Below are 20306 nucleotides of genomic sequence, written 5' to 3'. Positions count from 1 at the left end.
GACATGAAGCCCCAGTCCACCGTTTCGCGCCGCCCACGAAAGCTTGCGCTGCTGGCACCGACCGCGCTCGCCGCCGTGGCCCTGAGCCTGGCCTGCGGCGCCGTGTCCGCCAAGACGCTGGTGTATTGCTCCGAAGGCAGCCCCGAGAACTTCTACCCGGGCATGAACACCACCGGCACCTCGTTCGACGTGACCACGCAGGTCTACAACACCATCGTCGAGTTCGAGCGCGGGGGCACCAAGGTCGTGCCGGGCCTGGCCGAGAAATGGGACATTTCCGCCGACGGCACGCAGTACACCTTCCACCTGCGCAAGGGCGTGAAGTGGCACACCACCAGCAAGAGCTTCAAGCCCACGCGCGACTTCAACGCCGACGACTTCATCTTCATGCTCGAGCGCCAGTGGAAGGAGAGCGACCCCTTCTTCAAGGTGACGAGCCAGAACCACTCCTACTTCAACGACATGGGCATGCCCAAGCTGCTGAAGACGGTGGACCGCGTGGACGACTACACGGTGAAGATCGTGCTCAACCAGCCCGAGGCGCCGTTCCTCGCGAACCTGGCCATGCAGTACGCGGGCATCCAGTCGAAGGAATACGCCATCGCCATGCTGAAGGCCGGCACGCCCGAGAAGGTCGACCAGGACCCGATCGGCACGGGCCCCTTCTACCTGGTGCAGTACCAGAAGGACGCGATCATCCGCTTCAAGGCCTTCCCGCAGTACTGGGGCGGCAAGGCGAAGATCGACGACCTGGTGTTCGCGATCACGCCCGATGCCTCGGTGCGCTGGGCCAAGCTGCAAAAGGGCGAGTGCCATGTCATGCCGTACCCCAACCCGGCCGACCTCGACGCGATCCGCAAGGACCCGAACGTGCAGGTGCTGGAGCAGCCCGGCCTGAACGTGGGCTACCTGTCTTTCAACACCACCAAGAAGCCATTCGACGACGTGCGCGTGCGCAAGGCGGTGAGCATGGCGATCAACAAGAAAGCCATCATCGACGGCGTGTACCTGTCGACCGGCGTGGCCGCGAAGAACCCGATTCCGCCGAGCATGTGGTCCTACAACGACGCCGTGAAGGACGACCCCTACGACCCCGAAGCCGCCAAGAAGCTGCTGGCGCAAGCCGGCTTCCCCGACGGCTTCTCCACCGACCTGTGGGCCATGCCCGTGCAGCGCCCGTACAACCCGAACGCCAAGCGCATCGCCGAGCTGATGCAGGCCGATCTGGCCAAGGTCAACGTGAAGGCCGAGATCAAGAGCTTCGAATGGGGCGAGTACCGCAAGCGCCTGCAGGCCGGCGAGCACCAGATGGGCATGATGGGCTGGACCGGCGACAACGGCGACCCGGACAACTTCCTCTACACGCTGCTGGGCTGCGCATCGGCCAAGTCGGCCAGCGGCAGCAACGTGTCGAAGTTCTGCTACCAGCCGTACGAAGACCTGGTGGTGAAGGCCAAGAGCACGACCAAGCAGGCCGACCGCGACGCGCTCTACAAGAAGGCGCAGGTGATCTTCAAGGAACAGGCGCCGTGGTTCACCATCGCGCACGCGGTGCAGCTGAAGCCGGTGCGCAAGGAGGTGGTCGACTTCAAGCTGAGCCCCTTCGGGCGCCATACGTTCTACGGCGTGGACATGAAGTAAGCGCATGGCCGGTCCAGCCGCTCCTGTTGCCATCGTCGCGGCCATGCAGCAGGAGCTGGGCGCGCTGCTTGCGCTCATGCCCGACGAGCAGCGCGTGCGCGTCGCGGGGCGTGACTTCTGGGTCGGCCATCTGCACGGCCAGCCGGTGGTCGCGGTGCTGTCGCGCATCGGCAAGGTCGCGGCGGCGGTCACGGCCACGGTGCTGCTCGAACGCTTCGGCGTGCGGGCCATCGTGTTCACCGGCGTGGCGGGCGGACTGGCGCCCGGCGTGAACGTGGGCGACGTGGTGGTCGCGACCGAGCTGCTGCAGCACGACATGGACGCATCGCCGATCTTTCCGAAGCACGAGGTGCCGCTGATGGGGCTGTCGCGCTTCGCGGCCGATGCCGCGATCAGCGATGCGCTGGCGCAGGTCGTCACGAACGTGCTGCGCGACCCGGTGGCGTTGATCGGGCAGGAGGGCGTCGACGAGTTCGGCCTGTCGTCGCCCCGGGTGCATCGCGGGCTGCTGGTGAGCGGCGACCGCTTCGTCTCGACCACGGCGGAGAGCGCGGCGCTGCAGCGCGAGTTGCCCGACGCGCTCGCCGTCGAGATGGAGGGGGCGGCCGTGGCGCAGGTGTGCCACGACTACGGCGTGCCCTTCGCGGCGATGCGCACCATTTCCGACCGGGCCGACGACGCGGCGCATGGCGACTTCGCGCGCTTCGTGGCCGTGGTGGCCAGCCGCTACAGCCTGGCGCTGGTCGGCGCCTGGCTGGCCACGCTGCCGGCGCTCAGCTGAGCGGGGCGGCCCTGCGGCGCGGAATGTCGCGCAGCAGCGGCGGAATCGACAGCGCGAGCAGCAAGGCGGCCAGCGGCACCACGCACACGAAGCCGACGTACTTGAAGCCCAGCGCGCCCATTGCGCCGCCGAGCACGAACATGCCGACCAGCCCGCCGGCGCGGCGCATGCGGGCGCGGTCGTGGCGCACCGCCGTCGTGTCTTGCCTGGCGCGGCCGTTCCAGTAGAGCATCTTGCCGATCTCGATGCCCATGTCGGTGATGTTGCCGGTCATGTGCGTGGTGCGGATGCTGCCGCCCGAGGTCTTCGACGCCACCGCGTTCTGCAGGCCCATGATGAAGGACAGCAGCAGCACCGTGAGCGGCACCGCGAACGGCGTGGCCCAGGTGAGCGTGATGGCGCCCATGAGGCCGAAGGGGAACATCAGCGCCGCCTCCAGCACCAGCGGCAGCGCATACACGCCGTGCATGCGGTGCTGCCGGCCCCAGTTGACCAGCACCGCGCACACCGCGGCGCCGCTCACGAACGCGAGGATGGCGCCCAGCGCGTTCAGCAGCAGCGTGAGGTTGCCCAGCACCATGCCGTCGGCCAGCTGCGAGGCGAAGCCGGTCATGTGCGAGGTGTACATGTGCAGCACGAGGAAGCCGCCCGCGTTCACGGCGCCGGCATTGAAGGCCAGCAGCAGGCCGAGCGCGATGTTGGTGGACGGCGCGCGGTGGCGGTTGGTGAGGAAGCGAAGTCTGCGCACGGGGGGCTCTCCGGGTCGGCAGCCACTCTACACCCGGTGTCCCCGCGCTTGCGCTGCGCGGGCGGTGCGCGTTACTTCAGCCAGCCGCGCCGGCGGAAGTACCACATCGGCCCCAGCGCGCTGGCCGCCATCAGCACCAGCGCGTAGGGGTAGCCCAGCGACCAGTCGAGCTCGGGCATGAACTTGAAGTTCATGCCGTAGATGCTCGCGATCAGCGTGGGCGGCAGCAGCGCCACGCTGGCCACCGAGAAGATCTTGATGGTCTTGTTCTGGTTGATGTTGATGAAACCGACGGTCGCATCCATCAGGAAGTTGATCTTGTCGAACAGGAAGGCCGTGTGGTTGTCCAGCGACTCGATGTCGCGCAGGATCTGGCGCGCTTCCTCGAACTGCTCGGCGTTGAGCATCTTGCTGCGCATCATGAAGCTCACGGCGCGGCGCGTGTCCATCACGTTGCGGCGGATGCGGCCGTTCAAGTCTTCCTGCCGCGCGATGGCGCCCAGCACCTCGCCGGCCAGCTCGTCGCTGACGTTGCCCGAGAGCACTTTCTTGCCGGCCACTTCGAGCTCGTCGTAGATGTTCTCCAGCGTGTCGGCCGAGTACTCGGCGTCGGCGTCGAACAGCTTGAGCATCACTTCCTTCGCGTCCTCGATCAGCCCCGGGGCGCGGCGCGCGCGCATGCGCAGCAGGCGGAACACGGGCACGTCTTCATCGTGGATCGAGAACAGCACGCCGCGGCTGCGCAGGTCGGTGTTGTGCTGGTTGAGGATGAAGGCCACGCGCACGGTGCGGGGGTCTTCGTCGTCGTCGATCAGGAAGTCGGAGCGGATGTGCAGTTCGCCGTTGTCTTCCTCGTAGAAGCGGGCGGACTCCTCGATGTCCTCGTCCATCGCGTCTTCGGGGATCGACAGGCCGTAGTACTGCTTGATCCAGCGCTTTTCCTCGAGCGTGGGCGACTCGAGGTCGACCCAGATGGGCTGGAACTTGGAGAGCTCTTCGAGCGCCTCGATCTCTTCCTGAACGAGGCGGCCGTTGGCGAGCGTAAAGATATTGAGCATGGGCTCACTCCCGGGTGTGACTGAAACGTGGGCGGGGAGGGGGGCGCTTTCAATTCCCGGGCCCGACGTGAGCGAAAAATCGCGTCAGTGAAAGGGAGTTGAAAGCTGCCGAGACGGGGCGGTTTCCATGGGAAGAATCTCCGGTTGCAGCGAGGCGCGATTATGTCACCGGCCATATGACGCCGGGGTGGCCGGACTGGACGGACATACAGTAAAGTCGTGCGCCATGCAGACCACTGCGCTCCCCGTTTTCCCTTCCGCGCCGAAGACCCAGGCCGAGCGCCTGGCCGCCGCGCTGTCCACGCTCAACGAGGCGCAGCGCGCAGCGGTGGAGCATGGCGTGGGAGCCGCCATCGGCCATGCCGAGCGCGACAAGGGCGACGAGCGTCCCCTGCTCGTCATCGCCGGCGCCGGCTCGGGCAAGACCAGCACATTGGCGCACCGCGTGGCGCACCTCATTGCTGGCGGTGTCGATCCGCAGCGCCTGCTGCTGCTGACCTTCTCGCGCCGCGCGGCGCAGGAAATGGAACGCCGCGCCGGCCAGGTGCTGGCCAAGGTGCTGGGCCTGAAGTCCGAGGCGCCGCCCGTGCTGCCGTAGGCCGGCACCTTCCATGGCATCGGCGCGCGGCTGTTGCGCGAGTACGCCCCGCAGATCGGGCTGGACGAGAACTTCACCATCCACGACCGCGGCGACGCCGAAGACCTGATGGGGCTGGTGCGCCACGAGCTGGGCCTGTCGTCCACCGTGAACCGCTTTCCGCGCAAGGGCACCTGCCTGTCGATCTACTCGCGCTGCGTGAACACGCGCGCGGCGCTGGGGCAGGTGCTCAAGGACTCGTTCCCCTGGTGCGCCGAATGGGAGGCCGAGCTCAAGAAGCTGTTCGGCGCCTACGTGGAGGCCAAGCAGCAGCAGAACGTGCTCGACTACGACGACCTGCTGCTCTACTGGGCCGAGGTGGCCGCCGAGCCCGCGCTGGCCGCGCAGATGGGCGGGCGCTTCGACCATGTGCTCATCGACGAATACCAGGACACCAACCTGCTGCAGGCCTCCATCCTGCTGGGGCTCAAGCCCGACGGGCGCGGCGTGACGGTGGTGGGCGACGACGCGCAGTCGATCTACTCGTTCCGTGGCGCCACGGTGCGCAACATCCTCGACTTTCCGTCGCAGTTCACGCAGGCGGCGCGCGTGGTCACGCTGGAGCGCAACTACCGCTCGACGCAGCCCATCCTCGACGTGTCGAACCGCGTGATCGCGCAGGCCGCCGAGCGGCATGCCAAGACGCTGTGGACCGACAAGCCGTCGGCGGGCAAGCCGCTGCTGGTGCTGGTGGCCGACGAGGCGGGGCAGGCGCGCTGGGTGGCCGACAAGGTGCTGGCGCACCGCGAGGGCGGGCTGGCGCTGAAGTCGCAGGCGGTGCTGTTTCGCACCTCGTCGCACAGCGCGGGGCTCGAGCTGGAGCTGGCGCGGCGCAACATTCCCTTCGTGAAGTTCGGCGGGCTCAAGTTCCTGGAGGCCTCGCACGTGAAAGACCTGCTGGCAGTGCTGCGCTTTGCGCAGAACCCGCGCGGGCGCATGGCGGGCTTTCGGGTGACGCAGCTCATTCCGGGCATCGGGCCCGCCACGGGCGCGCGGCTGCTCGACGCGATGGACAAGGCCGCCGACCCGGCGGCGGCGGTGCGCGACTTCGTGCCGCCCGCCGCCGCGCGCGCGCAGTGGACCGAATTCGCCGAAACCTACGCCGCGCTGCGCACGCCTGCGTTGCAGTGGCCGGCCGACGTGGAGGTGGCCATGCGCTGGTACCAGCCGCACCTGGAGCGGCTGTACGAAGACACCTCCGGCGTGCGTCGCGCCGACGTGGAGCAGCTCGCGCGGCTCGCCGCCGGCTACGGCTCGCGCGAGCGCTTTCTCACCGAGCTCACGCTCGACCCACCCGACGCCACCAGCGACCGCCCCGGCCCGCCGCTGCTCGACGAGGACTACCTGATCCTCTCGACCATCCACTCGGCCAAGGGGCAGGAATGGAATTCGGTGCACGTGCTCAACGTGGTCGACGGCTGCATGCCGGCCGACGTGGCGCAGGGCGCGCAGGAGCTGGAAGAAGAGCGCCGGCTGCTCTACGTGGCCATGACCCGGGCGCGCGACCACCTGCACCTGCTGGTGCCGCAGCGCTTCTACGTCACGCAGCAGGCCGCGCGCGGCGACCGGCACCTGTACGCCAACCGCACGCGCTTCATCGCCGATGCCGACCTGGCGGGCTTCGATCAACAGACCTGGCCGCCCCCGCCCGAACGTCCGCCGGCGGTGCCGCCGCCGAGCGCGGTGATCGACCTGCGCAACCGGATGCGCGCCGCCTGGCGGTGAACCGGCGCGGGAGCGGGCAAGCCCTGTCGCCGGGAGGGTCACCGGGTTTTTCGAGCTGACACACATCTGCGCGAACGGCTGCAAGGCCTGCCCCGCGCGCATGGACTGCTATGGATTCATGAGCGTGCGAAACGCCGCGCGCCCGTTCGCGGCACCGCGGGCAACCCTGGTATTGCAATACCGTGACAGCTTGGGCATAGTGAATCGACCGCCCCAATTTCTGTCTCATTTCTCCTTCTCTTCCCCCCCTTTCCCTCTCTCCCTCTACTTCCCAGTTCCCCCGGCCACGCTTCATTCCGGAGCGCGGTCATTTCCCCAACCGTCAATTCCAGGAGGTCATTCATGAATTTGACGATCAGCGGTCATCACCTCGACGTCACACCTGCCTTGCGCACCTACGTCACGAGCAAGCTGGACCGGATCACGCGGCACTTCGACCAGGTGGTCGATGTGAAGGTGATCCTCACGGTGGAAAAGCAAAAGGAAAAGGAACGCCGCCAAAGGGCGGAGTGCAACATCCACGTCAAGGGCAGTGACATGTTCGCGGAATCGAGCCACGCTGATCTCTACGCCGCGGTCGACGAACTGGTCGACAAGCTGGACCGCCAGGTGGTGCGCCACAAGGACCGGCTGCAGGACCACCATCACGCCGCGCCAAAACGCCTCATGTAGGCAAAGCGCCCCGCGCGCAAGCCGAAGGCCGCCTGTGGGCGGCCTTTTTGTTTTCCGACCTCGGCACTGGGACTTTGGCAAGCTTCCCAGGCGCCAAGAGGCGTGCGGGCAACATGTAGACAGAAAGTAAATAGGGGGACTGGGGGTTTTTACCAAGCGGGTGCATAATCGCCCCCGCTCTGCACCCACCATGAATCGCCTCGCGTCCATCCTGCCGCCCGCTCAAGTGCTCGTGAGCGTTGACGCCACCAGCAAAAAACGTGCTTTCGAAGAAGCAGGTTTGCTGTTCGAAAGCCTTCACGGCCTGGGCCGTGCCCTTATCACCGACAGCCTGTTCGCGCGAGAGCGCCTTGGCTCCACCGGATTGGGCCATGGCGTTGCCATTCCGCACGGCCGCATCAAGGGCCTGAAGGCACCGATGGCCGCGGTATTCCAGCTGGCCAACCCCATCGGTTTCGACGCACCCGACGAGCAACCCGTCGCGCTGCTGATCTTCCTGCTGGTGCCCGAAGCGGCCACGCAGAAGCACCTCGAGATCCTGTCTGAAATCGCCGAGCTGCTGAGCGACGCCAGCCTGCGCGAACAGATCAAGTCCAGCACCGACGCGGCCGCCCTTCACGGGCTGATCGCCGGCTGGCAGTCCACGCAAGTCGCCTGAGCGCATGCGTCGGCACGCGCGGCTGCTGATAAGCTGCGCGGCTCCCTCCGTCACTCCAACGCAATGCCGGCGCCCGTGCGCCGGCGCCTGAACGCATGAAGCCGACCGTCATCAGCGCCGATGCCATGTTCGAGGAGTTCCGCGGCTCGCTCCGCTGGGAATGGCTCGCGGGGCTGGGCGCATCCGAACGCCAGTTCGACCCCGAGGTCATCAGCCGCGCGCAATCGGCGGCCGACCTGGTCGGCTACCTCAACTACATCCACCCCTACCGCGTGCAGATCCTGGGCGCCCGCGAGGTCGCCTACCTCACGCGCGGCAGCCAGGAAGACTGCGCCCGGCGCATCGCCCGCATCGTGACGCTGGAGCCGCCGATGCTGGTGCTGGCCGACGGCCAGGCCGCGCCGGACGAACTGTTGTCGATCTGCGAGCGCGCGCAGCTGCCGCTGTTTGCCACGCGCGAGTCGTCGGCCTTCGTGATCGACCTGCTGCGCGCCTACCTGTCCAAGCACTTCGCCGAGCGCACCTCGATGCACGGCGTGTTCATGGACATCCTGGGCATGGGCGTGATGATCACGGGCGAGTCGGGCCTCGGGAAAAGCGAACTGGGCCTCGAACTGATTTCACGCGGCAACGGCCTGGTGGCCGACGACGCGGTCGACCTGTACCGCATCAACCAGAACACCATCGAGGGGCGCTGCCCCGACCTGCTGCTGAACCTGCTGGAGGTGCGCGGCATCGGCCTGCTGGACATTCGCGCGATCTTCGGGGAGACGGCGGTGCGCCGGAAGATGCGGCTGAAGCTCATCGTGCACCTCGTGCGGCGCGACAGCTTCGAGCGCGACTACGAGCGCATGCCCTCGGCGCCGCTCACGCAGGACGTGCTGGGCATTCCGGTGCGCAAGGTCATCATCCAGGTGGTGGCGGGGCGCAACATTGCCGTGCTGGTGGAGGCGGCGGTGCGCAATTCGATTTTGCAGCTGCGCGGCATCGACACCTATGCCGACTTCGTGGCGCGGCACCACAAGGCGATGGAAAACGGGCAAGACTGAGCGCAGTTTCTGCGCCCAGTGAGCCTAGTGCGCTCACACGTGGCGCTCCGCGGTCGGTGTCAGTGCTTGCTGGCGCAGTCGCCGCACAGGCCGTACAGCGACATGGCGTGGTCCTGCAGGATCCAGCCCTTGTCCTTGGAGATCATTTGCTGGCGGCGCTCGATCTCGGCGTCGTAGAACTCCTCGACCTTGCCGCACGAGGTGCAGATCAGGTGGTCGTGGTGCGTGCCTTCGTTCAGTTCGTAGACGGCCTTGCCGCTCTCGAAGTGGCTGCGCTCCAGGATGCCGGCCTGCTCGAATTGCGTGAGCACACGGTAGACCGTGGCCAGGCCGATGTCGGAGTGTTCGTTCAGCAGCACGCGAAAGACGTCTTCCGCCGTCATGTGCCGCTGGCTGCCGGTCTGGAAGATCTCGAGGATCTTCAGGCGCGGCAATGTGGCCTTGAGGCCGGTGTTCTTGAGTTCGTCGATGTTGGCCATGTTGGTTCCTGCGCCCTGGGCTGCGGCAAAGGCCCTGAAAAAGGGGCTGCCGCTACAATGGCCGATCATATCGCTACCCCCTTTTCCTCCCATGCCTGCCATTTTCCAACGCCGTCCCTGGCTGATGGTCGCCGCCGTGGCCGCCACGCTTTGCCTCGGTGCCTGCAGCAGCTTCAGCGATCGGACGCGGAGTGCGTTGTCCGCGGTCACCCCGTACAAGGTCGAAGTGGTCCAGGGCAATTTCGTGTCGAAGGAACAGGTCGCGGCGCTCAAGCCCGGCATGTCGCGCCAGCAGGTGCGTGAAATTCTCGGCACTTCGCTGCTGACCGACGTGTTCCACGCCAATCGCTGGGACTACGTGTTCACCATCCGCCGCCAGGGCGTCGACCCGCAGGAACGCCACCTCACGGTGTTCTTCAACGGCGAAATCATGGACCGCTTCGAAGGCGACGAGATGCCGAGCGAAGAAGACTTCGTCGCCACGCTCGACACCCGCAAGAAATCCGGCAAGGTGCCCACGCTCGAGGCCTCGGAAGACGACCTGAAGAAATTCGCCCCTTCCAAGGACGACAAGAAAGCGGGCACCGCCGACAAGGCCGACGCGCAGGCTTCGCTCCCGCCGCTGCCCGCCGCCTACCCCCCGCTCGAAGCCGCGCGCTGAACGCGCCGCAGCCAGACAGACAGCCGTAGCGGGCGGCGCCCGCCGAGCCAGGCAGTGCCCGTTCCGTGTTCCCCGTGTTTTTGCATGACTGAATCCGCGTGACCGAACCCACTTCCGCCTCCGCCCATCCCGCTTCCACTTCCGCCGCGTCCGATGCGCGCCGTGTCGCCATCGCCGGCGCCTCGGGCCGCATGGGCCACATGCTGGTCGAGGCCGTGCGCAACGCGCCCGACCTGCGCCTGGCCGGCGCGCTCGACATCGCGGGCAGCCCCGCGCTGGGCACCGACGCCGGCGCCTTCCTTGGCTTTGACAGCGGCGTGTCCATCGTGTCCGACCTGCGTGCCGGCCTGAAGGACGCGCAGGTGCTCATCGACTTCACCCGCCCCGAAGGCACGCTGGCGCACCTGGCCGTGTGCCGCGAGCTCGGCGTGCAGGCCGTTATCGGCACCACCGGCTTCAGCGACGCGCAGAAGGCCGAGATCGCAGAAATCGCGAAAGACATCGCCATCATGATGGCGCCCAACATGAGCGTGGGCGTCAACGTGACCTTCAAGCTGCTCGAGATGGCCGCCAAGGCCATGTCCAGCGGCTACGACATCGAGATCATCGAGGCGCACCACCGCCACAAGGTCGACGCGCCCTCGGGCACCGCCCTGAAGATGGGCGAGGTCATTGCCGACGCGCTGGGCCGCGACCTGAAGGAATGCGCCGTGTACGCCCGCGACGGCATCACCGGCGAGCGCGACCCGTCGACCATCGGCTTCTCGGCCATCCGCGGCGGCGACATCGTGGGCGACCACACCGTGCTGTTCGCGGGCACGGGCGAACGCATCGAAATCACCCACAAGTCGTCCAGCCGCGTCACCTACGCCCAGGGCAGCCTGCGCGCCGTGCGCTTCCTGGCCGGGCAGCGCGCGGGCCTGTTCGACATGTACGACGTGCTGGGTCTTCGCTGAAGACCTGCCGCGTTTTCGCTGAACCAAAGGACCGCCGATGAGCGTGCTCGAACTGCTGACCCACGGCGACGGCGTCAGCCGTTCGGTGGCGGCGCTGCTGCTGGCGATGTCCATCGCAAGCTGGGTCATCATCTTGTGGAAGGCTTGGCTGCTGCGCGGCGGCACGCGCGACGTGCTGCGCAGCATCGCTGCGTTCTGGCAATCGTCCACGCTGGCCGACGCCGAACACAAGCTCAAGGCGTTCGACAAGGCCGGGCTGGTCTGGCCCGCCGTGTCCGCCATCCAGGGCGTGGCCACGCGTGCCCCCGACGGCACGCTGGGCGCCACGGTCGATCGCAACCAGCGCCTGACCCGTGTGCTGCGCGACGCGCTGCACGGTGCGCTGCGGCGGCTGCAGGCGGGCCAGATCCTGCTGGCCACCGTGGGCGCCACCGCGCCCTTCGTCGGGCTGCTGGGCACGGTGTGGGGCATCTACGGGGCGCTGGCGGGCATTGCCGGGCAAACCGGCGGCTTCACCATCGACAAGGTCGCCGGCCCCGTCGGCGAGGCGCTGGTCATGACGGCCTTCGGCCTGGCCGTGGCCATTCCGGCCGTGCTGGCCTACAACGTATTCGGCCGCGTCATCGGGCGCATCGAGGCCGAGCTCGAAGGCTTCGCGCACGACCTGCTGGCCAGCTTCGGCACGCCGCCGGCCCCCGTGGCACCGCCGCCCGCGCGGCCGATGCCGGTCTGACGGCTTCCACGGCTTCAACAGCTTCAACACGGCACGCCGCACCATGGCCTTCGGACGCACATCGCTAGGCAGCAGCACCGGTGCCGGCGGGCGCGCCATGGGCGGCGGCGCGCAGCGGCCGCTGTCGGACATCAACGTGACCCCGCTGGTCGACGTGATGCTGGTGCTGCTGGTGATCTTCATCATCACCGCGCCGCTGATGGCCAGCTCCATCAAGCTCGACCTGCCGCAGACCGATGCCGGCCAGCCCAACGACGCGCCCAAGTTCGTGAGCCTGGCGGTCGATGCGTCGGGCAAGGTGTTCTTCAACGACCAGCCGGTGACCGACGACGAACTGGCCACCCGGCTCGAAAAGGCCGCGGCCGACAGCAAGGACACCGAGGTGCAGCTGCGCGCCGACCAGACCGTGCCCTACGGCAAGGTGGTGGCGCTGATGGGCATCGCGAACAAGGCCGGGCTGAGCCGCATCGGCTTCGTGACGGACGCGCCGCAAGCAACCTCGGCCACGCCCGCAGCGCCGCGCTGAGAGGCCGCCGCCGCTCAGGCGACGAGCGGCAACCCGATCAGCAGCGTCGTGCCGCTCGACTACCGCAACCGCGGGGTCAGCCCAGTACCACCGGCTTGGTCTTCCAGATTTCATGCGCGTACTGCGCGATCGTGCGGTCCGACGAGAACGCACCCATGCCCGCCACGTTCAGGATCGCCTTGCGCGTCCACGCGTCGGAGTCGCGGTACAGCGCATCGACCTCGGCCTGCTTGGCCACGTAGCTCGCGTAGTCGGCCAGCAGCAGGTAGTGGTCGCCCCAGTTCACGAGCGCGTCGTAGATGCCCTGGTAGCGCGCGGGCTCGCCCGCCGAGAACGCGCCGTCGCGGATGGCGTCGAGCACGCGCTTGAGCTCGGCGTTCTGCTCGTAGATGTCGCGCGGCTGGTAGCCGTGGGCGCGAATGTCGGCCACCTCGGGCGTGGTGTTGCCGAAGATGAAGATGTTCTCCGGCCCCACGTTCTCGCGCATTTCCACGTTGGCGCCGTCCAGCGTGCCGATGGTCAGCGCGCCGTTCAGCGCGAACTTCATATTGCCGGTGCCCGAGGCCTCGGTGCCGGCGGTGGAAATCTGCTCCGACAGGTCGGCCGCCGGCATGATGATCTCGGCCAGGCTCACGCTGTAGTTCGGCAGGAACACCACCTTCAGCAGCTTGCCCACGCGCGCGTCGGCGTTGATGGTGGCCGCCACGTCGTTGATGAGCCGGATGACCAGCTTGGCCATCACGTAGGCCGAGGCCGCCTTGCCCGCGAACACCACCACGCGCGGCACGATGTCGAGCGTTTCACCGGCGGCCTGCGCGTCCAGGATGCGGTGGTAGCGCGCCACCACGTGCAGCACGTTGAGCAGTTGCCGCTTGTATTCGTGGATGCGCTTGACCTGCACGTCGAACATGGCGTCCGTGTCGATGTCGATCTTCAGGTGCTGCTCGACCCAGTTGGCCAGCCGCAGCTTGTTCTCGCGCTTGGCATGGCGAAAGGCGCGCACGAAGGCCGGTTGGTCGGCCATGGGCTTGAGCGCCTCCAGCTGCGACAGGTCGCGCCGCCAGCCCTTGCCGATGCGCTGGTCGAGCAGCGCCGCCAGCGGCGGGTTGGCCTGCGCCAGCCAGCGGCGCGGGGTGACGCCGTTGGTCTTGTTGTTGAAGCGCTCGGGAAAGATCTTGTCGAAGTCGGCAAAGATCGACTGCTTCATCAGCTCCGAGTGCAGGCCCGACACGCCGTTGATCGAGTGGCTCGCCAGCACCGCCACGTAAGCCATGCGCACGCGCCGCTCGCCGGCCTCGTCGACCAGCGACAGCCGGCGCAGCAGCTCGACGTCGTTGCCCGCCTTCTGCGTGACCGTGGCCAGGAACTTGGCGTTCATGTCGTAGATGATCTGCAGGTGCCGCGGCAGGATGCGCCCCAGCATCTCCACCGGCCAGGTCTCCAGCGCCTCGTGCATCAGCGTGTGGTTGGTGTAGCTGAACACCTTTTGCGTGTGCTCCCACGCGGTGTCCCAGTCGAGGCCGTGCTCGTCGAGCAGCAGCCGCATCAGCTCGGGCACGGCGAGCACGGGGTGCGTGTCGTTCAGGTGGATGCTGACCTTCTCGGAGAGCTGGTCGAAGGTCTTGTGGTTGCGCAGGTAGCGGCGCAGCAGGTCTTGCACGCTGGCGCTGCAGAAGAAGTACTCCTGGTGCAGCCGCAGCTCGCGGCCCGAAGGCGTGGAGTCGTCGGGGTAGAGCACGCGCGACACGTTTTCCGACTGGTTCTTGCTTTCCACCGCGCCCATGTAGTTGCCGCGGTTGAAGGCCGAGAGGTCGATTTCCTCGGTGGCGCGCGCCGACCACAGCCGCAGCGTGTTGGTGGCCTGCGTGCCGTAGCCGGGAATGATGGTGTCGTAGGCCACGGCGCGCACGTCGTGCGTGTCGACCCAGTCGGCCGCGCCGTAGGGGGCGTTGGTGCCTTCGCGTTTCTGCACGCGCCCGCCGAAGCGCACGCGGTAGTTCACCTCGGGCCGCTGGAACTCCCACGGGTTGCCGCGCGTGAGCCAGTAGTCGGGCGTCTCGACCTGCTGGCCGCCGACGATCTGCTGGCGGAACATGCCGTACTCGTAGCGGATGCCGTAGCCCATGCCGGGCACGCCGAGCGTGGCCATCGAGTCGAGAAAGCAGGCCGCCAGCCGGCCGAGGCCGCCGTTGCCCAGGGCGGCGTCGGGCTCGCGCTCGGCCAGGGCGTCCATGTCGACGCCGAAGTCGGCCAGCGCCTCGCGCACGGTGTCGAACAGGTCGACGGCCAGCAGCGCGTTGGTAAAGGTGCGCCCGATGAGGAATTCCATCGAGAGGTAGTAGACGCGCTTCAGGTCCTGCGCGTAGTTGGCGCGCGTGGTCATCATCCAGCGCTCCACCAGCTGGTCGCGCACGGCCTGCGAGGTGGCGTTGAGCCAGTCGTCCTGGCTGGCGGCCACGGGGTCCTTGCCGACGGCGTAGATCAGCTTGTTGGCCACCGCGCGCTTGAAGGCCGCCACGTCGCGGTCAGGGTGGTCGTAGGCGAAGTCTTTGATCGTCATGGTGGGCACTCTCGATGTGTGTGGTGTTGTGGGGGCCGTGCGCTGGGTCGGCACGGTCTTGTTGGAGGAACACCGCGGGACCTGCTTTGTCGGGTTTTTGCGGGCTCGGACTGCTTGGGGCGTGAGCCCAGGCTGCCGGCGTGATCGTGCCGTGAATGCAGGCTGCATCGAATGAACAGACGGCAAGTCATGCCAGCGCCTGCCGATAAACGTCGATGTACTGCCCGGCCGCAGTCCCCCAGTCCGCAGGCCGGCGCATCGCATGGCCGCGCACGCGCCGCCAGTCGGGTGCGCGCTGGTACAGGGCGAAGGCGCGGCGCACGGCGCGTTCGTAGTCCGGCACGTCGAAGCGGTCGAACACGAAGCCCGTGGCCTCTCCGCTGGCCAGGTCTTCCAGCGACGCATCGACCACCGTGTCCGCCAGCCCGCCGACCCGGCGCACCAGCGGCAGGCTGCCGTACTTCAGGCCGTACATCTGCGTGAGGCCGCAGGGCTCGAACAAAGAGGGCACCAGCGTCACGTCGCCCGCGCCGAAGAGCTGGTGCGCCAGCGCCTCGTTGTAGCCGATGGTCACGCTGACCGATTGCGGCGACGCTGCCGCGCGCTCGCGGAAGGCTTGCTCCAGCCACGCCTCGCCGGCGCCCAGCAGCGCCAGCTGGCCGTCCTGTGCAAGCAGGGCATCGAGCCCGTTCAGCACCAGGTGCAGGCCCTTTTGCTCGGTGAGCCGGCTCACGAGGATGAACAGCGGCGCATCGGGCCGCTCGGCCAGCCCCAGCTGGTGCTGCAGCACCGACTTGCAACGCGCCTTGCCGGCCATGTGGCGGCCCTCGGGCGTGTGGAAGCCCTGCACCAGCGCCGCGTCGCTCGACGGGTTCCAGACCTTGTCGTCGACCGCGTTGAGGATGCCGCTGAGCACCCCGCTGCGCTGGCGCAGCAGGCCGTCGAGGCCGCAGCCCTGCTCGGGCGTCTGGATTTCTCGCGCGTAGGTCGGGCTCACCGTGGTGAGCCGGTCGGCGTAGCTCAGGCCGCCCTTCATGAACGACACCTGGCCGTGGTATTCGATGCCATTCATCTGGAACGCCTGGGCGGGCAGGCCCAGGTCGGTGAAATTCCAGGGGGCGAACAGGCCCTGGTAGGCCAGGTTGTGCACGGTGAACACGCTGCCCACGCGCCGGCCCCGCAGGTCGCCGGCCTCGCGCGCGAAGTGCAGGTACGCCGGCGCCAGCGCGGCATGCCAGTCGTGCGCGTGCACCACCTCGGGCTGCCACAGCGGGTCGAGCCCTTGCGCCAGCTGCGCCGCGGCCCAGCCGAGCAGGGCGAAGCGGCGGTGGTTGTCGCCGTAGGGCTGGCGCGACGCGTCTTCGTAGGGGTTGCCGGGGCGGTCGTACAGCGAGGGTGCGTCGATCACGTAGGCGGGAACGGCAGGGGCGCCGTCGGTGGCAAGGTGCCCGAAGCGCAGGGCGAAGCGTTCGCCCCAGGGCGCATTGAATTCGGCCACCGGCACCAGGTCGTGCAGGCCCGCCACGATGGCCGGAAACCCCGGCAGCAGCACGCGCGCGTCCTCGCCTTCGGCCATGAGCGCGAGCGGCAGCGCGCCGGCGATGTCCGCCAGGCCGCCGGTCTTGAGGAGGGGAAAGAGCTCGGCGCTGACCTGGAGGATTCGCATCGTCGGCGTGGTCAGGCGGCGGCGAGCCGTTTGAGCATCTCGCGCGTGACCAGCACCACGCCGTTCTCGGTGCGCTCGAAGCGCGCGGCGTCGGCCTCGGCGTCCTCGCCGATCACCATGTCGTCGGGAATGACGCAGGCGCGGTCGATCACCACCTTGCTCAGCCGGCAACCGCGGCCGACCTCGACGTCGGGCAGCAGCACGGCCTCGTTGATCTCGCAGAAGGAGTGGATGCGCACGCCCGAGAACAGCACCGAGCTGCTCACCTTGGAGCCCGAGACGATGCAGCCGCCCGACACGATGGTGTTCACGGTCATGCCGTGCTGGCCGTGGCGGTCGAGCACGAACTTGGCCGGGGGCAGCTGCCGCTGGTAGGTCCAGATGGGCCAGTCCGTGTCATAGATGTCCAGCTCCGGGGTGATGGCGGCCAGGTCGAGGTTGGCTGCCCAGAATGCATCAATCGTGCCCACGTCGCGCCAGTAGGTCTTGGCGCCCGGCCCGCGCGAGGCCCGCGTGACGCACGACATGCCGAACGGATGCGCCAGCGCGCGACCCTGCGCCACGGCGCGCGGAATGATGTCCTTGCCGAAGTCGTGGCTCGAGTCGGGGTTGACGCTGTCTTCCTCCAGCAGCTGGTAGAGGTACTCGGAGTCGAACACGTAGATGCCCATGCTGGCCAGCGCCACGTCGGGGTGGCCGGGCATGGCGGGCGGGTCGGCGGGTTTCTCGAGGAACTCGGTGATCTGGCGGTCGCCGTCCACGGCCATCACGCCGAAGGCCGTGGCCTCCATGCGCGGCACCTCGATGCAGCCGACGGTGCAGCCCAGGCCGCGCTCGGCGTGGTCCTTCACCATGAGCGAGTAGTCCATCTTGTAGATGTGGTCGCCGGCCAGCACCACCACGTAGTCGTGCTTGGTGGAGCGGGTCTGGATGATGTCCAGGTTCTGGAACACGGCGTCGGCCGTGCCGCGGTACCAGTGCTCGTCGCCCACGCGCTGCTGCGCGGGCAGCACATCGACCATTTCATTGAGCTCGGCCCGCAGGAAGCTCCAGCCGCGCTGCAGGTGGCGCATGAGCGAGTGCGACTTGTACTGCGTGACCACCGCCATGCGCCGGATGCCGGAGTTCAGGCAGTTCGACAAGGCGAAATCGATGATGCGGAACTTGCCGCCGAAGTACACGGCCGGCTTGGCGCGTCGGTCGGTGAGCTGCTTGAGGCGGGAGCCGCGTCCGCCGGCCAGCACCAGGGCGATGGTGCGACGGACCAGTTGATGGGCCTGCAGCTCGTGCTGCGGCGGTTGGGGTATGAACTTGTCCATCCTGTGTCTCCGTTCGTTGGAATTCGTCGTCAGAGTTTCTGTATCGAGACTAGCACCGCGCCGTGTCCCTGGCTGCTACGTTCTTGCAATCCCGAGGCACTGGGGAGGCACTTCGAGCGCTGCGCCGAGCGCCTGGCCGGCATCCCCGGGGTCCATGCCCGGATCGCTCGCCAGGCACAGGCGCCACGCCCCCGCGGGCAGCTTGAAAGAGACGGTGCCGGGGCCCGCGTTCACCATCACCAGCCAGTCGCTCGCGGGGGTGTCCGTCGCGTCCTTCGCGGTCGTTGCAGCATTCGGAAACAGGATTGCAAGGGCCGTGCCCGCGTGCCAGTCCTGCGGTGTCATCGGTTCGCCGTCGGGGCGCAGCCAGCGGATGCCGGCGGGCGTTCCCTGCGGCGGCTCGGCGGGCCACCAGCGCGTGCTGCGCAGGGCCGGGGCCTGGCGGCGCAGGGCGGCCAGCCGCGCGACGAAGGCGCTCAGCGTTGCCGCGTTGGTGTCGTTGCCGGTGCCGGTGTCACTGCCGGGTGCCGACGCTTCGGCCCACGCGAGCCAGGTGGTTTCGTTGTCCTGGCAGTAGGCGTTGTTGTTGCCCTGCTGGCTGTGCCCGAGCTCGTCGCCGGCCAGCAGCATGGGCGTGCCCTGCGACAGCATCAGCGTGGCGAGCAGCGCGCGTTGCAGCCGGGTGCGCCGCGCCAGCACGGCGGGGTCGTCGCTGGGGCCCTCGACGCCGCAGTTGTCGCTCATGTTGTGGCCGTGGCCGTCGCGGTTGTCCTCGCCGTTGGCCAGGTTGTGGCGCTCGTTGTAGCTCACCAGGTCGCGCAGCGTGAAGCCGTCGTGCGCGGTGACGAAGTTGACGCTGGCCGTCGGCGCGCGGCCGCTGTGCGCGAACTGCGCGCTGGAGGCGGTGACGCGGTGGGCGAAGTCGCCGAGGCTGGCCTTGTCGTCGTGCGCCTGCCGCAGCCAGAAGCCGCGCTGCGTGTCGCGGTAGCGGTCGTTCCATTCGAGCCAGCCGGGCGGGAACTCGCCCAGGCGGTAGCCGCCGGGGCCGATGTCCCAGGGCTCGGCGATGAGCAGGGCGCGCGAAAGCACCGGGTCTTGCGCGACGGCGGCGATAAAGGGCGCGCGCGGGTCGAAGCCGCGTTGCGCGTCGCGCGCCAGCACCGGGGCGAGGTCGAAGCGGAAGCCGTCCACGCCCATCTCGCAGGCCCAGAAGCGCAGGCTGTCCATCACCAGCTGCAGCACGCGGGGCTCGCCCAGGTTCAGGCAGTTGCCGGTGCCGGTCCAGTTCTGGTAGAGGGCGCGGTCGTCGGGGCGCAGGTGGTAGTACAGGGCGTTGTCGATGCCGCGCAGCGACAGCGTGGGGCCGAGCTCGTCGGTCTCGGCGCTGTGGTTGTAGACGACGTCGATCACCAGCTCCATGCCGCGCGCGTGCACGGCGTCGGCCATGGCGCGGAATTCGCCGGCGGGCGTGGTGCCGGGGCGGCCGCTCCAGTAGCGGGCCTCGGGCGCGAACCAGCCGATGGTGGTGTAGCCCCAGTAGTTGCTCAGGCCCATGCGCTGCAGGCGCTGCTCGTCGGCGCGGTGCTGCACGGGCATGAGGCTGAGGGTGGTGACGCCCAGGCGTTGCAGGTGGTCGAGCACGGCCGGTTCCGCCAGGCCGGCGTAGGTGCCTCTGAGTTGCTCCGGGACTTCGGGGTGCAGCCGGGTTTGGCCCTTGACGTGGAGTTCGTAGAGGACGCGGTCTCCGGCTGGGATGCGGGCATGGCCCTGATGTGCTGGTGCGTCTGTCGATGCATTTGCCGATGCATTTGTCAGGGATGTGGCCCGAGCGACCCTGGCTTTCAGGGCGATGGCTGCGTTGTCTCGGTTGTCGCGTTCTTGGGGGCGTCCGGGCACGTGGCCGAGGAACAGGTCGCTGCCGTCGTAGGTGCCTGCTATTTCACGTGCGTACGGGTCTAGCAGCAACTTTGCCGGGTTGAAGCGCTGGCCCGCTTCCGGCCTCCACGGGCCATGGACGCGGTAGCCGTAGACCAGGCCCGGCCTGGCGCTGGGGAGGGTGCCGTGCCAGACGCCGTCCGTGAAAGCAGGGAGCTTCAGGCGCTGCTGCTCGTGGGTGCCCGTGCTGTCGAAGATGCAGAGGTCTACCTGCTCTGCTGTGGGGGCTGCCAGGGCGAAGTTGACGCCTTGTGGTGTTGGGGTTGCGCCCAAGGGGAAAGGGGTGCCTGGGGTCAGCATGCTGTCTGCTTTCTTTGGTGGTTTTTTACCGGGGCCGGGTCTCGCCCCGGCAGGCGACTTACTTTCTTTTGCTTCGCCAAAAGAAAGTAAGGGCGGTTTCAAACCTGAAGTGCAACACACTCGATCCTGAAAGGAAGAGCTTGCATGACCAGGAGTTACGAACAACTGAGTGCCGAAGAGCGCGGGATGATCATGGCGATGA

At 67.9% G+C, this 20306-nt stretch carries 16 protein-coding genes and 1 pseudogene; 10 read left to right on the top strand and 7 right to left on the bottom strand.

Annotation, left to right across the window (positions count from 1 at the left end; all coding sequences use genetic code 11):
* Positions 1-3: 3 nt before the first annotated feature.
* Together QTI51_RS21645 and QTI51_RS21640 are read left to right on the top strand one after the other, a co-directional pair.
* Complete coding sequence (locus QTI51_RS21645; RefSeq protein ID WP_116912470.1) at positions 4-1641, top strand: ABC transporter substrate-binding protein; 1638 nt, start codon at positions 4-6, stop codon at positions 1639-1641.
* A 4-nt stretch (positions 1642-1645) separates the two neighbouring features.
* Positions 1646-2422, top strand: coding sequence for a 5'-methylthioadenosine/adenosylhomocysteine nucleosidase (locus tag QTI51_RS21640; protein ID WP_116912469.1), 777 nt, complete (start codon positions 1646-1648; stop codon positions 2420-2422).
* On the opposite strand, the gene QTI51_RS21635 is transcribed toward QTI51_RS21640, so the two are convergent.
* Both QTI51_RS21635 and corA read right to left on the bottom strand, forming a co-directional pair.
* Entirely contained in the window at positions 2415-3170 is a 756-nt protein-coding gene (locus QTI51_RS21635) for a YoaK family protein (protein ID WP_116912468.1), read from the bottom strand. The genes QTI51_RS21640 and QTI51_RS21635 overlap by 8 nt on opposite strands.
* A 71-nt stretch (positions 3171-3241) precedes the next feature.
* On the bottom strand, positions 3242-4228 hold the full coding sequence (gene corA, locus QTI51_RS21630) for a magnesium/cobalt transporter CorA (protein ID WP_116912467.1): 987 nt from the start codon (positions 4226-4228) through the stop codon (positions 3242-3244).
* 226 nt (positions 4229-4454) lie between these two features.
* Here corA and QTI51_RS21625 point away from each other — a divergent pair.
* The 4 genes and pseudogenes from QTI51_RS21625 (at position 4455) to hprK (ending at position 8969) form a co-directional block, all read left to right on the top strand.
* Positions 4455-6590: pseudogene (locus QTI51_RS21625) on the top strand (ATP-dependent helicase).
* A 342-nt stretch (positions 6591-6932) separates the two neighbouring features.
* Positions 6933-7262, top strand: coding sequence for a ribosome hibernation-promoting factor, HPF/YfiA family (hpf, locus tag QTI51_RS21620; protein ID WP_116912465.1), 330 nt, complete (start codon positions 6933-6935; stop codon positions 7260-7262).
* Between the two features lie 190 nt (positions 7263-7452).
* Positions 7453-7920, top strand: coding sequence for a PTS sugar transporter subunit IIA (locus QTI51_RS21615; RefSeq protein WP_093127334.1), 468 nt, complete (start codon positions 7453-7455; stop codon positions 7918-7920).
* A 95-nt stretch (positions 7921-8015) separates the two neighbouring features.
* Positions 8016-8969 carry an HPr(Ser) kinase/phosphatase gene (gene hprK / locus QTI51_RS21610; RefSeq protein WP_116912464.1) on the top strand — a complete coding sequence of 318 codons (954 nt, stop codon included), beginning with the start codon at positions 8016-8018 and terminating at the stop codon, positions 8967-8969.
* Positions 8970-9028: 59 nt separating this feature from the next.
* On the opposite strand, the gene fur is transcribed toward hprK, so the two are convergent.
* The gene (gene fur / locus QTI51_RS21605; protein ID WP_116912463.1) at positions 9029-9448 is read right to left on the bottom strand and encodes a ferric iron uptake transcriptional regulator; all 420 of its coding nucleotides are present in this window, start codon (positions 9446-9448) and stop codon (positions 9029-9031) included.
* A gap of 91 nt (positions 9449-9539) precedes the next feature.
* Here fur and QTI51_RS21600 point away from each other — a divergent pair, with 91 nt between their 5' ends.
* The 4 genes from QTI51_RS21600 (at position 9540) to QTI51_RS21585 (ending at position 12324) form a co-directional block, all read left to right on the top strand.
* Positions 9540-10109, top strand: coding sequence for an outer membrane protein assembly factor BamE (locus QTI51_RS21600; protein ID WP_116912462.1), 570 nt, complete (start codon positions 9540-9542; stop codon positions 10107-10109).
* A gap of 98 nt (positions 10110-10207) precedes the next feature.
* Positions 10208-11065 (top strand): 4-hydroxy-tetrahydrodipicolinate reductase, encoded by an 858-nt coding sequence (gene dapB / locus QTI51_RS21595; protein ID WP_116912461.1) that lies wholly within the window; start codon positions 10208-10210, stop codon positions 11063-11065.
* Between the two features lie 37 nt (positions 11066-11102).
* Complete coding sequence (locus QTI51_RS21590) at positions 11103-11798, top strand: MotA/TolQ/ExbB proton channel family protein (RefSeq protein ID WP_116912460.1); 696 nt, start codon at positions 11103-11105, stop codon at positions 11796-11798.
* 43 nt (positions 11799-11841) lie between these two features.
* Positions 11842-12324 carry an ExbD/TolR family protein gene (locus tag QTI51_RS21585; protein ID WP_116912459.1) on the top strand — a complete coding sequence of 161 codons (483 nt, stop codon included), beginning with the start codon at positions 11842-11844 and terminating at the stop codon, positions 12322-12324.
* Between the two features lie 76 nt (positions 12325-12400).
* Here QTI51_RS21585 and QTI51_RS21580 read toward each other — a convergent pair whose 3' ends face one another.
* The 4 genes from QTI51_RS21580 to glgX all read right to left on the bottom strand — a co-directional run bounded on the left by QTI51_RS21580 (position 12401) and on the right by glgX (position 20104).
* Entirely contained in the window at positions 12401-14884 is a 2484-nt protein-coding gene (locus QTI51_RS21580; protein WP_116912458.1) for a glycogen/starch/alpha-glucan phosphorylase, read from the bottom strand.
* A gap of 187 nt (positions 14885-15071) precedes the next feature.
* Positions 15072-16550, bottom strand: coding sequence for a glycogen synthase GlgA (gene glgA / locus QTI51_RS21575; protein WP_116912457.1), 1479 nt, complete (start codon positions 16548-16550; stop codon positions 15072-15074).
* An 11-nt stretch (positions 16551-16561) separates the two neighbouring features.
* On the bottom strand, positions 16562-17869 hold the full coding sequence (gene glgC, locus QTI51_RS21570) for a glucose-1-phosphate adenylyltransferase (protein WP_116912456.1): 1308 nt from the start codon (positions 17867-17869) through the stop codon (positions 16562-16564).
* A gap of 75 nt (positions 17870-17944) precedes the next feature.
* Positions 17945-20104, bottom strand: a complete 2160-nt coding sequence (glgX, locus tag QTI51_RS21565) for a glycogen debranching protein GlgX (RefSeq protein WP_116912455.1) — start codon at positions 20102-20104, stop codon at positions 17945-17947.
* Positions 20105-20306: the final 202 nt, after the last annotated feature.

Source organism: Variovorax sp. J22G73, from assembly GCF_030317035.1.
Taxonomy (GTDB): domain Bacteria; phylum Pseudomonadota; class Gammaproteobacteria; order Burkholderiales; family Burkholderiaceae_C; genus Variovorax.
Note: the sequence above shows the minus strand (reverse complement) of the source record. Positions and strands in the feature narration are given on the sequence as shown.